At 69.8% G+C, this 14,583-nt stretch carries 12 protein-coding genes; 6 read left to right on the top strand and 6 right to left on the bottom strand.

From position 1 onward, the window contains the following. Positions 1-2 precede the first annotated feature (2 nt). Positions 3-923, top strand: a complete 921-nt coding sequence (locus tag ACTRWB_RS02090) for a LysR family transcriptional regulator (RefSeq protein WP_048245771.1) — start codon at positions 3-5, stop codon at positions 921-923. A gap of 19 nt (positions 924-942) precedes the next feature. Here the strand turns inward: ACTRWB_RS02090 and ACTRWB_RS02085 are convergent, their stop codons facing one another. Together ACTRWB_RS02085 and ACTRWB_RS02080 are read right to left on the bottom strand one after the other, a co-directional pair. Next, complete coding sequence (locus ACTRWB_RS02085; RefSeq protein WP_446900753.1) at positions 943-1,941, bottom strand: PDR/VanB family oxidoreductase; 999 nt, start codon at positions 1,939-1,941, stop codon at positions 943-945. A 150-nt stretch (positions 1,942-2,091) separates the two neighbouring features. Next, positions 2,092-3,489, bottom strand: coding sequence for a spinster family MFS transporter (locus ACTRWB_RS02080; RefSeq protein WP_446900752.1), 1,398 nt, complete (start codon positions 3,487-3,489; stop codon positions 2,092-2,094). Between the two features lie 409 nt (positions 3,490-3,898). Here ACTRWB_RS02080 and ACTRWB_RS02075 point away from each other — a divergent pair, with 409 nt between their 5' ends. Continuing rightward, positions 3,899-5,017 (top strand): porin, encoded by a 1,119-nt coding sequence (locus ACTRWB_RS02075; protein WP_446900751.1) that lies wholly within the window; start codon positions 3,899-3,901, stop codon positions 5,015-5,017. Positions 5,018-5,058: 41 nt separating this feature from the next. Here ACTRWB_RS02075 and ACTRWB_RS02070 read toward each other — a convergent pair whose 3' ends face one another. Together ACTRWB_RS02070 and ACTRWB_RS02065 are read right to left on the bottom strand one after the other, a co-directional pair. After that, positions 5,059-6,096 (bottom strand): LysR family transcriptional regulator, encoded by a 1,038-nt coding sequence (locus ACTRWB_RS02070; RefSeq protein WP_446900750.1) that lies wholly within the window; start codon positions 6,094-6,096, stop codon positions 5,059-5,061. Further along, a complete protein-coding gene (locus ACTRWB_RS02065; protein WP_446900749.1) occupies positions 6,093-7,067 on the bottom strand; it encodes an AraC family transcriptional regulator in 975 nt (324 codons plus the stop codon). The genes ACTRWB_RS02070 and ACTRWB_RS02065 overlap by 4 nt, the downstream gene beginning before the upstream one ends. A gap of 164 nt (positions 7,068-7,231) precedes the next feature. On the opposite strand from ACTRWB_RS02065, the gene ACTRWB_RS02060 reads away from it, so the two are divergent. Continuing rightward, entirely contained in the window at positions 7,232-8,338 is a 1,107-nt protein-coding gene (locus tag ACTRWB_RS02060; RefSeq protein WP_446900748.1) for an NAD/NADP octopine/nopaline dehydrogenase family protein, read from the top strand. After that, positions 8,335-9,345, top strand: coding sequence for a 3-hydroxybutyryl-CoA dehydrogenase (locus tag ACTRWB_RS02055; RefSeq protein WP_446900747.1), 1,011 nt, complete (start codon positions 8,335-8,337; stop codon positions 9,343-9,345). Before ACTRWB_RS02060 ends, ACTRWB_RS02055 begins: the two co-directional genes overlap by 4 nt. Positions 9,346-9,356: 11 nt before the next feature. Here ACTRWB_RS02055 and ACTRWB_RS02050 read toward each other — a convergent pair whose 3' ends face one another. Next, a complete protein-coding gene (locus tag ACTRWB_RS02050; protein WP_446900746.1) occupies positions 9,357-10,694 on the bottom strand; it encodes an MFS transporter in 1,338 nt (445 codons plus the stop codon). A 145-nt stretch (positions 10,695-10,839) separates the two neighbouring features. Continuing rightward, on the bottom strand, positions 10,840-11,730 hold the full coding sequence (locus tag ACTRWB_RS02045; RefSeq protein WP_129516642.1) for a LysR family transcriptional regulator: 891 nt from the start codon (positions 11,728-11,730) through the stop codon (positions 10,840-10,842). Positions 11,731-11,831: 101 nt separating this feature from the next. Here ACTRWB_RS02045 and ACTRWB_RS02040 point away from each other — a divergent pair, with 101 nt between their 5' ends. Beyond that, positions 11,832-13,385, top strand: a complete 1,554-nt coding sequence (locus ACTRWB_RS02040) for an AMP-binding protein (protein WP_446900745.1) — start codon at positions 11,832-11,834, stop codon at positions 13,383-13,385. 13 nt (positions 13,386-13,398) lie between these two features. Then, positions 13,399-14,580 carry an acyl-CoA dehydrogenase family protein gene (locus ACTRWB_RS02035; RefSeq protein WP_446900744.1) on the top strand — a complete coding sequence of 394 codons (1,182 nt, stop codon included), beginning with the start codon at positions 13,399-13,401 and terminating at the stop codon, positions 14,578-14,580. The last annotated feature ends 3 nt before the right edge of the window (positions 14,581-14,583 follow it).

The raw sequence follows: 14,583 nt of genomic DNA, 5'->3' as shown, positions 1-14,583 counted from the left end.
CGATGGCGTCGGTCGATCATCTCGATCTGAACCTGTTGCGCGTGTTCCAGGCGATCGTCGAGGAACGCAGCCTGACGAAGGCCGGCGAGCGGCTCGCGCTGTCGCAGCCGGCCGTCAGTTATTCGCTCGGTCGGCTGCGCACGCTGTTCGACGATCCGCTGTTCGTGCGTACGCGTTCGGGCATGCAGCCGACGCCGGTTGCGCTCGAGCTTGCGGGCATCGTCGGCAAGGCGCTCGACATGGTGCGCGTGGCGCTGCGTTATGCGGAGCGCTTCGATGCGGCGACCAGCACGCGCACGTTCCGGTTGTCGTTGTCGGACGCGGGCGAGATGGCGTATCTGCCGGCGATCTGCCAGGCGCTGCGCGAGCGCGCGCCGCGCGCGACGCTGAGCGTGCAGCCGATGCCGGTGGAGGAGATCGAGGAAGCGCTGCGCGCGAGCCGGCTGGATTTCGCGATCGGCAACCTGCCGGAACTGATGCCGCGCACGCGCCATCACGTGCTGTTCGAGGAAACCTACGTGTGCATGACGGGCCGCCGGCGCGGCTTGCCGGCCGGCGCCGCGCTGAGTCTCGACCAGTTCGTGCGCGCCGCGCACGTCAACGTCAAATCGGTCGAGCACAGCCATCACGCGCTCGACGACGCGTTGCGCGCGCAGGGTGTGGGTCGCAACATCGCGCTCGAAGTGCCGCACTTCGTCGCGCTGCCGAGCGTGCTGTCGGTCACGGATCTCTATGCGACGCTGCCGAAGCGGCTCGCGCAGATCCTGAACCGCGACAACGCGTTCCGGCTTTACGACCTGCCGGTGACGCTGCCGCCCGCGCCGGTGACGATGCACTGGCACGAGCACTTCCATGAGGACGAGGGCAACGCGTGGATGCGCGCGCTGCTGGCCGAGATCGTCGAGCGTTTCGACGACGCGTGACGGCCGGCCTGTGCGCGCGTCAGAGATCGAGGACGAGCACCGCCGAGCGCGCGCGCGACACGCAGCAGCAGATCACCGTGTTGCTCGCGCGCTCGGCCTTGCTGAGGCAGTGGTCGCGATGATCGGGTTCGCCGTCGACGACGGGCACCATGCAGGTGCCGCAGACGCCTTCGCCGCATGACGTGTCGACCTCGATGCCGATCCGCGCGAGCGCGTCGACGATCGACGTGTCGGGCGTGACACGCACCGATTGCCCGCTGCGCTGCAGCCGCACTTCGAAGCCGTCGACCGGGCCGGCATCGGCTTTGGAATCCGCATTCGCATTCGTATCGATGGCGGCCGGGTCCGCCGCGAAGCGTTCGAGATGGATCGATGCGTCGGGAACGCGCGTCGCGGCGGCCGCGACCACCGCATCCATGAACGGCCCCGGGCCGCATGTATAGACGTGGGCGCGTGCATCGATCGACGCGACGCAGCGGCCGAGTTCGGCCGCGAGCGCGTCGGGCTCGACGCCGTAGTGGAACGTCACGTGCGACGCAAACGGTTCGGCCGACAGTTCGTCGACGAATGCCGCATGTTCGCGGCTGCGCGCGAAATAATGCAGCCGGTAGCGCGCGCCGCGCCGGTGCAGCGCATACGCCATCGACAGCAGCGGCGTGATGCCGATACCGGCCGCGATCAGCACGTGCTCGCTTGCGTCATCGGTCAGACGAAACAGGTTGCGCGGCGCGCCGATCGACAGTTCGGCGCCAACCGTCACGTCGTCGTGCAGCGAACGCGAGCCGCCGCGCGACTGCGCTTCCTTCTTCACCGCGAACAGGTAGCTGCCGCGCTCGTCGGGGTTGCCGCACAGCGAGTATTGCCGCGTGATGCCGGACGGTGCGGTGACGTCGATATGGGCGCCCGGTTCGTACGCGTCGAACGGCTGGCCGTCCACGCGCGAAACCCGGAAGCAGCGAATGTCCTGCGCCGCGTCGATCAGCGCGTCGATCCGGACCTGGTGGCGGTTCGCTTGCATGGGAAATTCCGTGGGGTAAGGAAAAAGCGGCGCGGCAGACACCGCGCCGTCATGCGATCGAGAATAGGGATGGGCATCACATAAATCAAATCGATAAAAAATCGATGCCGGAATCAGTCGTGTTGATAATTGTCGGGCGGCCGGTTGCGGTCAGCGTGCGGCGACCGCGTCGCCCGCATCGGCCGTGTGCGGTACCACGGCCGATGCATGACCGCGTTCGCGATCGAGGCTGCGGCGATAGTGCCGGCACCCGGCGGCGAGCAGCAGCGCGGCGAGCGTGGCCGCCGCGACGTTGACGATCGACATCGAATGGCCGACCGCCGCCGGCGCGCCGAACACGCGATCGGTGAACAGCGCGACGACGGTCGTGCCGATCCCGAGCGCGATCAGGTTTGACACGAGCAGGAACAGCGCGGAGATCTGCGCGCGCATCTGGTTCGGCGCGAGCGTCTGCATCGCGGCGGTCGACGTCGGCATCGGGAACGACGCGAAGAACATCGCGACGACGAGCATCGCGAGCGACGCCGGCAGGGAGTCGAGCTGCGTGAACAGCGTCGCGGGGATCACCATGCACGCGGCGCCGATCGCGCCGGCGCGCATCGGCGCATCGTTGCGGCCGAGCCGCAGCAGCCAGTCGTTGAGCCAGCCGCCGCAGAACACGCCGGCGGTGTTCGCGACCAGCAGCACGATGCCGAGCGTGTAGCCGGCTTCGACGGCCGTCATCCCGAAGCGGCGGATATAGAACGCGGGCGTCCAGCTCAGCAGGCAGTACAGCGTCATCGCGTAGAACGAGAAGCCGAGGTAGTGGCACGCGAAGGTCGCGCGGTGCGTGCCGACGAAGCGCAGCGAATCGCGCATCGACACGCGCCGCACGGCACCCGAGCGATCCTGCGCGAGCCCCTTGCGCTGCGGGTCGCGCACGGTCGCGGCGAACAGCAGCGCGACGAAGAGCCCCGGCAACCCGACGATCAGGAACGTGACCTGCCACGCATGCACCTGCCCGACTACCGGCAGCGTGAACGCGCTCGCATGCTTGAGCAGCGCGATCACGTAGCCGCCGATCAGGAACGCCACGCCGCCGCCGATGAACGAGCCGAGCGAATACACGGCGATCGCGCGCCCGAGCTTCTCCTTCGGGAAGTAGTCGGCCAGCATCGAATACGCGCCGGGCGACAGCGCGGCCTCGCCGACGCCGACACCCATGCGTGCGATGAACATCTGCACGAAATGCTGGCTGAGCCCGCATGCGGCGGTCGCGACGCTCCACAGCGCGATGCCGATCGAGATGATCCGCGGGCGCGCGTAACGGTCGGCGAGATACGCGACGGGCAGCCCCATCACCGCGTAGAACAGCGAGAACGCGAAGCCGTTGAGCAGGCTGAACTGCGTATCGGACAGGTGCAGGTCGCGCTTGATCGGCTCGATCATCAGCACGAGGACCTGGCGGTCGACGAACGAAAAGACGTACGCGAGCATGCAGATGACGACGACATACCATTCGTACGTATAGCGCTTGCCGTCGGCAGCGCGGGCCGTGGATGCGGACATGCGGATTCTCCAGGAGCGGGCGGTGGGGATGCGCGGCATCGGCCTTGCTGGCCGGCACCGGCGCGGCGCGAAAGCGTGCGGGTGACACGATCGGAGACGCAGCGTAGTCGGCCAAATTCGGCCGCCATAGCCGGAGTGACAGCCGCGCCACACGGACATTTACCGACCCGGATAAAGAAAACACCGAGGCCGTGTGCGCAGGGCGCCGCGCAACACGCATGTGGCGGGGCGCGCGCGCTTCATGCGGCGCGTCTATAAGCGTTATAGATCGCATTGCGTCGACGTCCGAAATTGTCGTTCCTAGACTCGGCCCGTTTTGCATTGGCGGCGTTGGCCCTTCGCGGCGAACGCGCTTCACACCAGACGGCGCGATGCCGACAGGCGCCGGCACTTCTACGGGACGACAACGATGAACCATCCGAACAGGCGGGCCGACCGGCTTGCCGTACCGCTTGCCGTGCTGCTCGCCAGCGCGGCGCTGCCCGCCGCCGCGCAATCGAGCGTGACGCTCTACGGCCGCGTCGACACCGCGATCGAATACGCGAACGCCGGCCCGAACCACGTGACGCGCATGGGCAGCGGCAACCTGTTCGCGTCGCAGTGGGGGCTGAAGGGCGTCGAGGATCTCGGCGGTGGTTATGCGACGATCTTCAAGCTCGAGGACGGCTTCAACGCGGCGAGCGGCGCGCTGTCGAACAGCAGCGCGCTGTTCGGCCGCGAAGCGTGGGTCGGCATCACGGGGCCGTTCGGCGGCGTGCAGTTCGGCGAGCTTTATACGATCGTGCATACGACGCTCGTCACGTACAGCCTACCGGGCCTCGGCGCGGGGCTCGCATGGGGCAATGCGACCAACAACTTCGTCGGGCCGGCATTCCTGCGCGTGCGCAACTCGATGCGCTACACGTCGCCGCGCTATGCGGGCTTCATGCTGCGCGCGATGGCCGCGCGCGGCACCAACGGCGCGGCCGGGCAACCGGCGACGCTCGGCGATACGTATGGCGCGGGCGTCAACTACGCGCGCGGCGGCCTGTCGGTCGACGTCGACACCATGCAGCAGAAGTTCAGCCCGGTTGCCGCGTCCACCCTCGGCGACACGAGCCCGGCCGCGAACGGGAACTACACGGTCGGCGCGATCTCGTACGACTTCAGCGTCGTGAAGGTCGCCGCGCTGTATATGCGCCATCGCGGCGGGCCCGACGTCGCGACCGCGATCGACAGCCAGAGCGCGTATCCGCACAGCGACATCATGGAACTGAGCGCGACGGTGCCGATCGGGCGCGCGTCGCTGCTGCTGAGCGTCGGCCACTACCGCAAGGTCGCGGACAGCGAAGGCAACGCCGATTCGTACGGCATCCGCTTCGACTATCCGCTGTCGAAACGCACGGTGCTGTACACGGGCGCCGCGATGGTGCGCAACGGCGCGCATGCGCGCTTCGTCGTCAACGGCGCGGCGGGCGGCGGCGTCGCGGTTGCGAAGCCCGGCGCGACCGCCAGCTCGATCGTCGCGGGCATCCTCACGTCGTTCTGAGCTTCGCGGCCACGCCGGCCGGCCCGCGCCGGCGTGCGTCGTTATGCGCAGGCCGGCGGCTGCGGCGCGAGCCATGCGTCGAACGGCGCCTGCTGGCCGATGCTGAACAGTTCGAGCAGCAGCGCGCGCAGCCAGCGATGGCCGGGGTCCGCATCGAAGCGCCGGTGCCAGTACGCATTGACGGCCCATTCGCTGGCGTCGGCGATCTCGTACAGCGTGCACGGCTGCCGCGCCGCGAACGTGATCGCGATGGTCTCCGGCAGGATCAGCGCGTAGTCGCCGTCGCGCAGCAGCGCGGGCACCACCATGAAATCGGGCAGCGCCGCGCGTACGCGCGGCATCAGCCCGTGCCGTTCGAGCAACTGCATCGATTGCGGATGCGACGTGACCGCGACGAAGCGTAGCGCGTCGGGCGCCGTGCCGTCGAGCACGAAATCGTCGGGCAGCGCGACGCGCCGCGCGGTGCGGCGCGGCATCAACAGCACGCAGCGCTCGTGCAGCAACGCGGTGCGCTGGAAGTGGCTCGACGCGTCGGCGAAATGCCCGAGCGCGAAATCGATGCGCCCCGATTCGAGCGCGACGTTGAGCTGGCATTCGTCGACATGCAGCGTCTCGATCACCGCGCCCGGCGCACGGCGGTCGAATTCGGCGAGCATCGTCGGCAGGAACGCGCTCGCCGCGAAATCGCTCATGTGCAGGCGGAACACGCGCTGCGTGCTGTCGGGCGCGAAGCGCGAGCCTTCGTCGAGCACGTCCTGCAGGATCGCGAGCGCCTTGTCGACCGATAGCGCGAGCCGCTGCGCACGCGGCGTGGGTTCGACACCGGTGCCGGTACGCACGAACAGCGCGTCGCGGAACATCAGCCGCAGCCGGCCGAGCGCGTAGCTGACGGACGGCTGCGTGACGCCGAGCCGCAGCGCTGCGCGGCCGACATGCCGCTCCTCGTAGACCGCGCGAAACGTCTTCAGCAAGTTGAGATCGAGATCCTGCACGCGCAGGCCGTCGTGTGCGTCGGCGTCGCGCGCGGAAGGTTCGGTGCGGGCGGGGGCCGCGGGGCGGCCGGGGGCGGAGTGCGTCATCGTGTTTGCCTCGCGGTGACGGAAGGCGCGTGGCCGTAACGCCGCGCATACGCCTTCGCGAAATGGCCGAAGCCATGGATGCCGTGCGCGATCAGCACGTCGGTCACGCTGCGCGCGTCGCCGCGTTGCAGCGCCGCGTGCACGGCGGCGAGCCGGCGCTCGCGCACGTAGGCGGCCGGCGTGGTGTGCAGGAACGCGCGGAACGCGTGCTGCAGCGTGCGCGGCGCGACGCCCGCGACAGCCGCCAGCGCGGCGAGCGCGAGCGGTTCGCCGAGATGCGCGTCGACGTGGTCGCATGCTCGGCGCACGTGCGCCGGCAGCAGTGGCGTGCCGCGCGCGAGCGCGTCGCTGTATGAATGCGGCAGGTGCGTGAGCAGCAGCGACATCAGCCACGCGGTGAGATCGGCGCCGAAGGTGGTCTCGGCCGTGCCGATGCCCGGCTGCGCGCCGAGCCGGCACAGATACTCGAACGTCGGCAGCATGAGTGCGGCGCCCGTGCCGGTGCCGCCGGCCGCGAGTTCGAACTGCAGCGGTCGCGCGAGCGTCGCGTGCAGCATGTCCTGCAGCTTGCGTTCGAGCGCGCCGCGTTCGAGCCGCAGCACGAGGTTGCGGCAATCGGGGCTCGTGCTCAGGCGGCTCGCGAGCGCGGGCGACGACACGGTCAGTTCGCCGGGGCCCGCGTGCGCGACCGAGGCGCCGGCCTGCAACTCGCAGGCGCCCGCGAGCGTCAGCCTGAACAGGAAATGATCGGCGTCGCCGCCGAAATCGATGCGGGTTTCGCGGCCGTAGCAGAGTTCGAGCAGCGCGCCGTGATGCAGCGGCACCTCGTACAGTTCCGCGCGAAACGGATCGCGGCCGCGCGCGGCCATCCGGTGCGGTCCGAGCCGGTGCGCGACCGCGCGTTCGACTTCGTCGGGCGCCTGCAGCGTGCCGAGCCGGTTCGGCGCATGGCGGGAAAGGGCGATATCCATTCGTGGGCCTCGGAGCGGATGCGTTGGCGCGTCAACATGCGCGGGCGGCGCATACGTAGTGCCGCGATTGCGTTGCGCGAACGGGCGTGCCGTTGCGCGTTTTGAAGCGACGCGACGGGGGCGGCCGCGTAGTCTCGATCACACTTGATCAACCGGAGACGACGATGAAGGTATGTGTACTGGGCGGCGGCCACGGCTGCCATGCGGCGGTTATCGACCTGCTCGAGAAGGGGCACGACGTGACATGGTGGCGGCGCGATCGCGAGCCGCACGCGCGGCTGCGCGAGCTCGGCGTATTGAACGTGACCGACTATCGCGGCAAGCGGCCGGTTCCGCTCGGCGACGCGCCCGGCGCGATTCGCCTGACCGACGATCTCGCGGCCGCGCTGCGCGGCGCGCGGCTCGTCGTGGTGCCGCTGCCGGCCACGTCGCACGACGCACTCGCCGCGCAGGTCGCGCCGCTGCTGGAGGACGGCCAGGTCGTGTTCCTGCCGCCCGGCACGTTCGGCAGCGTCGTGTTCGCGCGTGCGGCGGCCGACGTCGGCAATCGTTCGCGTGTCGCGTTCGCCGAGACGGGCACGTTGCCGTACCTGGTGCGCAAGCATGGCGACAACGAGGTCGTGATCAGCGCGTATGCGACGCGCCTGCCGACCGGCGTGTTTCCGGCGAATGCGGCCGGCTGGGCGTTCGACGTGCTGCGCGCGGGTTATCCGTCGGTCGAGCCGGTCGAGGACGCGTTGTCCGGCGCGCTGATGAACGCGGGGCCCGTGATCCATCCGCCGCTGATCCTGATGAACGCGGGGCCGCTCGAACACTTCGACGCGTGGGACATCCATAACGAAGGCACGCAACCGGCGATCCGCCGTGTGACGAACGCGCTCGACGCCGAGCGCATTGCGGTGCGCGAAGCGCTCGGTTATCGCGCGCCGCATTTCCCGCTCGCGGATCACTACGCGGCCGACGGCGACGAGTGGATGTACGGGAGAGGCGCGCACGGCAAGCTGACCGATAGCGGCGACTGGCGCGAGAAGATCGATCTGCGCACGCATCGCTACATGCTCGAGGACACCCGGCTCGGGCTGTCGCTCATCGTGTCGTGCGGGCGCTGGGCCGGTGTGCCGACGCCCGTTGCGCAGGGGCTGCTGAGCATCGCGAGCGCGGTCGCGGTGCGTGACCTGTATGCGGAAGGCCGCACGCTGGAGCGGCTCGGGCTGGCGGCGCTGTCGCACGACGCGCTGCGCGCGCTGCTCGACGCGGGGTACGCGGCATGATCGCGGCCGCCGATGTGACGCGCGTGCACGTGCTCGGTGCGGGACGCATGGGGCAGGGCATCGCGCTCGTGTTCGCGTTCGCGGGGCTCGACGTGACGCTGGTCGACTTCAAGCCGCGCGACGCGGCCGGATGGCGCGCATTCGATGCACGTACGCGCGACGAGATCGCACGGCCGCTGCACGCGCAGGTCGCGCTCGGCCGCATCGATGCCGCGCAGGCCGACGCCGTCGTCGCCCGTATCGCGCTCGTCGCTCGGGACGGCGCGGCGGAAGCGGTACGCGACGCCGACGTCGTGTTCGAGGCGCTGCCCGAAGTGCTCGACGCGAAGGCCGACGCACTGCGCTGGCTTGGCGCGCACGTCGATGCACGCGCAACGATCGCGTCGACGACGTCGACGTTCGTCGTCACCGAGTTGCAGCGCCATGTCGAGCATCCGGCACGGATGCTGAACGCGCACTGGCTGAACCCCGCGCTGCTGATGCCGCTCGTCGAGATCAGCCGCAGCGACGCGACGGATCCGTCCGTCGTCGATCGGCTCGCGGCGCTGCTCGTGCGGGTCGGCAAGAAACCGGTGATCTGCGGGCCGGCGCCCGGTTATATCGTGCCGCGCATCCAGGCGCTCGCGATGAACGAGGCCGCGCGGATGGTCGAGGAGGGCGTCGCGAGCGCCGAGGACATCGACACGGCGATCCGCACGGGTTTCGGCCCGCGCTTCGCGGTGCTCGGGCTGCTCGAATTCATCGACTGGGGCGGCTGCGACATCCTGTATTACGCGTCGACGTACCTGGCCGGCGAGATCGGCCCGCGCTTCGCGCCGGCCGACAGCGTCGTGCACAACATGGAGGCCGGGCGCGACGGCGTGCGCACGGGCGCCGGCTTCCACGACTATGCGGAGGTCGACGTGCCCGCGTACATGCGGCAGCGGCTCGGCGAGTTCGCGCGGCTGCTCGACCACCTCGGGCTGGCGCCGGCGTTCGACGGCGCGCGGCGCACCGGCGCGCGCTGAGCGTTGCGCGGTCACGCCGCGTCGCCGCGCGAACCGTCGGGCTGCGTGGTGCGCGTCTCGCGCATCACGCACAGCGTCGCGACCGTGACGAGGCCGAGCGCGACGAGGAACAGCGAGACGGGCCACGACGCGTGATAACGCGCGAGCAGCGCGGTCGCGATCAGCGGCGACATTCCGCCCGCGAAGATCGACGCGACTTCATGGCCGAGCGCGACGCCCGAGTAGCGCACCTCGGTGCTGAACAGCTCGCCGACGAGCGCGGGCAGCGTGCCGATCATCGCGCCGTGGCTGACGGCCGTGCCGATCGTCAGCGCGAGCCACACGAGCGGCGTTGCCCGCGTGTCGAGCAGCCAGAAGAACGGGAACGCGCAGGCGACGAGGCTCAGCGCGCCGATCAGGTACACGGGCTTGCGGCCGATCCGGTCGGACAGCCGGCCCCACGCGAGCATCGCGCCCATCTCGACGATCATCGCGATCATCACGCCGGTCAGCATCACGCCGTTCGGGATGCCGACGTACTTGCCGTAGACGAGCGAGAACGCGAGGAAGATGTACGCGCCGCCGTTCTCGGCCACGCGCAGCCCCATCGCGAGCAGGATTTCCTTCGGGTGGCGGCGCAGGCATTCGACGATCGGCAGATGCGTGTGCGCGCCGCGCTTGCCGGCCTGCTCGAAGTCGCGGCTTTCCGGCAGATGGCGGCGGATATAGATGCCGATCGCGAAGATGGCGATGCTCGCGAGGAACGGCAGCCGCCAGCCCCACGCGCGGAACGCGTCGTCCGGCAGCGCCTGCGCGGCGAGAAACGCGGCCGACGACAGCACGAAGCCGCCGCCCACGCCGAGCTGGCTCCATGCCGCGTAATAACCGCGCTGCTCGGGCGGTGCGTTCTCGCTGATCATCAGCACGCCGCCGCCCCATTCGCCGCCGGACGCGATGCCCTGCAGCAGGCGCAGCGCGACGAGCGCCGCGGGCGCCCACAGGCCGACCTGCGCGTAGGTCGGCAGCAGGCCGATCGCGAAGGTCGATGCGCCCATGATCAGCAGCGTCCACACGAGCGACGCCTTGCGCCCGTAACGATCGCCGACGTGGCCGAACACGATCCCGCCGAGCGGCCGCGCGACGAAGCCAAGCGCGAACGCCGCGAACGCGGCGAGGCTGCCTGCGAGCGGCGACGCGCCGGGCGGAAAGAACACGTGGCCGAACACGAGCGCCGCGGCCGTGCCGTACACGAAAAAGTCGTACCACTCCATCGCGTTTCCGGCGACGGAGGCGATGACGATCCGGCGCAGTTGCCGGTCGGCGAGCGGCCGGGCGGCGCTCGGGGATTGCACGGTGTCGGTCGGGTACATGGCGGACTCTGAAGGGGGAGGCGGGCGCGCGCCGTCTGTGCGGCACTGCGGGCTAGTGTTGTCGGCACCGCCTTCCCGGTCAAATCCGCAGAAAAAGGGGAGTGTCATCACTCCCGCAAATGATGGTCGCGGCGGGGGCGCGCGGCTATTTCACGCGCGCCTGCAGCAGCGCGACGATGCGCTGCACCAGCGGCGGCAGGTACGCGCCCGCCCGATGCATCGCGGCGATGCGCCGTCCGAGGTCGAGTTCGCCGGGCAGCAGGTCGAGCGCGCGCAGCCCGTTGAGCTGATCGAGCGCCTCGGTTCCGCCGACGCAGAGCAGCGGCGTGCCGCGCAGCAGGTGCAGCAGCGACGTGCTGCCGAAATCCGTTTCGACACGCAGGCGCGGGCCGGCCAGGCCGCGCGCGCGGAACGCGTCGTCGATCTGGCGCCGCACGGGCAGCGTCGTCTCGGGCAGCAGCCATTCCTGGTCGACGAGATCGGCGAGCGTGAGGCCGCGCTTGCGCTGCAGCGGATGCGCTTCGTCGGCGAGCACCGACAGGCGGTCGCTGAACAGTTCGACGCGCGCGAGCGTCGGGTCCGGCTGCGTCGGCGCGGGCGCCACGACGAGATCGAGCTCGCCGGCCGCGAGCAGGTCGAGCAGCTCGCGCGCGAGCCGGCAGCGCAGCCGCAGCTTCGCGGCCGGCCGTTCGCCGATCAGTTGCCGGCACGCGCCGAGCACCAGCGCGGTCGGCACGGTCGGCGAGTAGCCGATCCGCACGACACCCTGCTCGCCGCCGCGGATCGCGCGCATCTCCTGCATCGCATCGTCGAATTCGAGCGCGATCCGCTGCGCGCGCGCGACGAACCGCGCACCGGCCGGCGTCGGCGTCATGCCGCTCGCGGTTCGCTCGAACAGCGTCACGCCGACCTGCGTCTCCAGCCGCTGCATGGCCTTGGTCAGCGCCGGCTGCGACAGGCCCAACGCGTCGGCGGCCTTGCCGATGCTGCCGTGCCGTTCGACGGCCAGCAGGTATTCCAGATCGCGCGTATCCATCAGGGGATTCCCACGGGTTATGACTTTATAGCCAGTGATGCATTGTGGTGATGCCCGTGCATCTTACAGACTGGCGGCATCGTTCGACCAGGAGAATTCGCTTGAGCTTCGCCTACTTCCTGCGGCGCGCGGCCCGTTACTGGGGCGACCAGCCCGCCGTGCTGCATCGCGACCGCGCCGTCACCTACCGCCAGCTCGACGAGCGTTCGACGCGCCTCGCGAACGCGCTGCGCGGGCTGGGCTTCGCGCCCGGCGCGCGGATCGCCGTGCAGGCCCGCAACGCCATCGAGCTCGTCGAGATCGAGTGCGCGCTGTACAAGGCCGGCCTCGTGAAGGCCGCGCTGAATCCGCGCTTCACCGCGGCCGAGGCGGCCGATGTCGTCGGCAACTGCACGCCCGTCGCGTTCATCGGCGGCCGCGGCTATACGCATTACACGCCGGACTCGCCGGGCTTCGCGTCGGTGGAGCGGTTCGTATCGATCGACGGCGCGACCGACGGTTACCTCGATTACGAAATGCTGCTCGCGCAGGGCAGCAGCGCGACGCCCGACTACGCGCCGGCCATCGACGATCTCGCGGTGCTGCATTTCTCGTCCGGCTCGACGGGGCGCATCAAGGCCGCGATGCAGAGCTACGGCAACCGGCTCGCATCGCTGCGCAAGATCGTGCTGGGCATGGACCGTCCCGCGCAGCCCGGCGACCGGCTCGCGCTGATCGGGCCGATCACGCACGCATCGGGCATGCTGATGCAGCCGTACCTGTTCTGCGGCGCGACGCTCGTGTTGTTCGATGCGTTCGAGCCCGCGCGCTTCCTCGCCGACGTGGCGCGGTTGCGCATCACGCACGCGTTCATGGTGCCGGCGATGATCAACATGGTGCTGAACGAGCCGGACCTCGTGCACGCCGACCTGCGCAGCCTGAAGGTGCTGGGTTACGGCGCGGCGCCGATGGCGCCGGCGCGCATCGAGGAGGCGTGGTCGCGCATCGGCCCGGTGCTGTCGCAGGGTTACGGCGCCAGCGAGTCGACATCGGGCGTCACGCGTCTCGGCATCGCCGATCACGCCTACGCGCTGCTGTCCGATCATGCGCGGCTCGCGTCGTGCGGCCGGCCGCTCGGCGAGACGGAGGTGCGCGTCGTCGACGCGAACGGACGCGAAGTCGAAGGCGACGCGATCGGCGAGATCGTGATTCGCGGCGCGGACGTGTTCCAGGGGTACTGGAACGCGCCGGAGCTGACGCGTGAGGTGCTGGTCGACGGCTGGCTGCATACGGGCGACCTCGCGCGCACCGACGACGAAGGCTTCATCTACCTCGTCGACCGCAAGAACGACATGATCATTTCGGGCGGCTTCAACGTGTACCCGACGGAAGTCGAGGCAACGCTGTACCGGCACGCGGACGTGCTCGAAGCGTGCGTAGTCGGCGTGCCCGACGAAAAGTGGGGCGAGGCCGTGAAGGCCGTCGTCGTGCTGAAGCCCGGCCGCGATGCGCAGGCCGCCGATCTTGTCGCGCATTGCCGCGCGCTGCTCGCCGACTACAAGCTGCCGCGTGCCGTCGATTTCGTCGCGGAGCTGCCGAAGAACGCCAGCGGCAAGATCGCCCGCAAGCTCGTACGCGAGCAGTACTGGCACGGCGTCGCGCGCCGCGTCAACTGAAGGAGACATCACCATGTTCGATCATCTGGACCGCCCCGAATTCGTCGCGCTGCGCGCGGCCGTATTGCGCTTCGTCGACGACGAATTGCGCCCGATCGAGCGCGAGCTGCGGCTCGACTCCGAAGCCGTGTGGCCGCGCGACGTGCTGCGCCGCGTGTGGCGGCGTTCGTCCGAACTCGGCTTCTACACCGCGAGCCTGCCCGTCGCGCTCGGCGGCAAGGGCCTGTCGATCGTCGAGACCTGTGCGCTGAAGGCCGACCTCGCCGCATCGGGCGCGGCGCTTGCGCCGCACGTGCTCGGCGAACTGGGCGGGCCGCCGCGCGTCGGCAACATGCTGAAGTACGCGACGCCCGCGCAGCTCGAACGCTATTTCAAGCCGGTGATGCGCGGCGAGAAATCGACCTGCTTCGCGCTGACCGAACCGCATTCGGGCTCGGACGCGATGAGCATCAGCACGAGCGCGACCGAGGACGGCGACTCGCTCGTGATCAACGGCGCGAAGCACTACATCAGCGGCGCGCCGTTCGCCGATTTCGCGATCGTGATGTGCGTGACCGACGCGGCCGCGACGCCGCCGCAGATCACGGCGGTGCTCGTCGATCTCGACCTGCCGGGCGTCACCGTCGAGCACGAGTACGTGCCGATGTCGGGCCAGCACATCGATGCGGACATCCGCTTCGACAACGTGCGCGTGCCGCGCGAGAACGTGTTCGGCGGCGTCGGCAACGGCTTCAAGCTCGGCATGTCGCGGATCAACGTGAACCGGCTGCTGCATTGCCCGACGATGCTCGGTCTCGCGATGTCGGCCTATCGTGCGTCGCTCGACTACGCGCGCACGCGCCGGCAGTTTGGCGGCCCGATCGCGCGCTTTCAGGCGATCCAGCACATGCTCGCCGACATGGCCGCCGCGCTGTGGGCGTGCGAGAGCATGATCGCGCACACGGCCATGCTCGCCGACGCGGGCGCCGACCTGCGCATGGCGGCGGCCGCGTGCAAGCTGTTCGTGTCGGAGCGCTGCTTCGAGGTCGCGGACAAGGCCGTGCAGATTCACGGCAACGTCGGCGTGACGCGCGGCCATCCGGTCGAGCAGACCTTCCGCAAGCTGCGGATGTTCCGGATCCTGACCGGCACGAGCGAGATCCAGCGCAACACGATCGCGAAGGCGATTCTCGAACCGGCCGGCGCGGGAGCGTGAGCG

This window comes from Burkholderia sp. YIM B11467 (genome assembly GCF_052952715.1).
The sequence above is the reverse complement of the archived record's forward strand: the minus strand, read 5'-3'. Positions and strand labels throughout refer to the sequence as shown.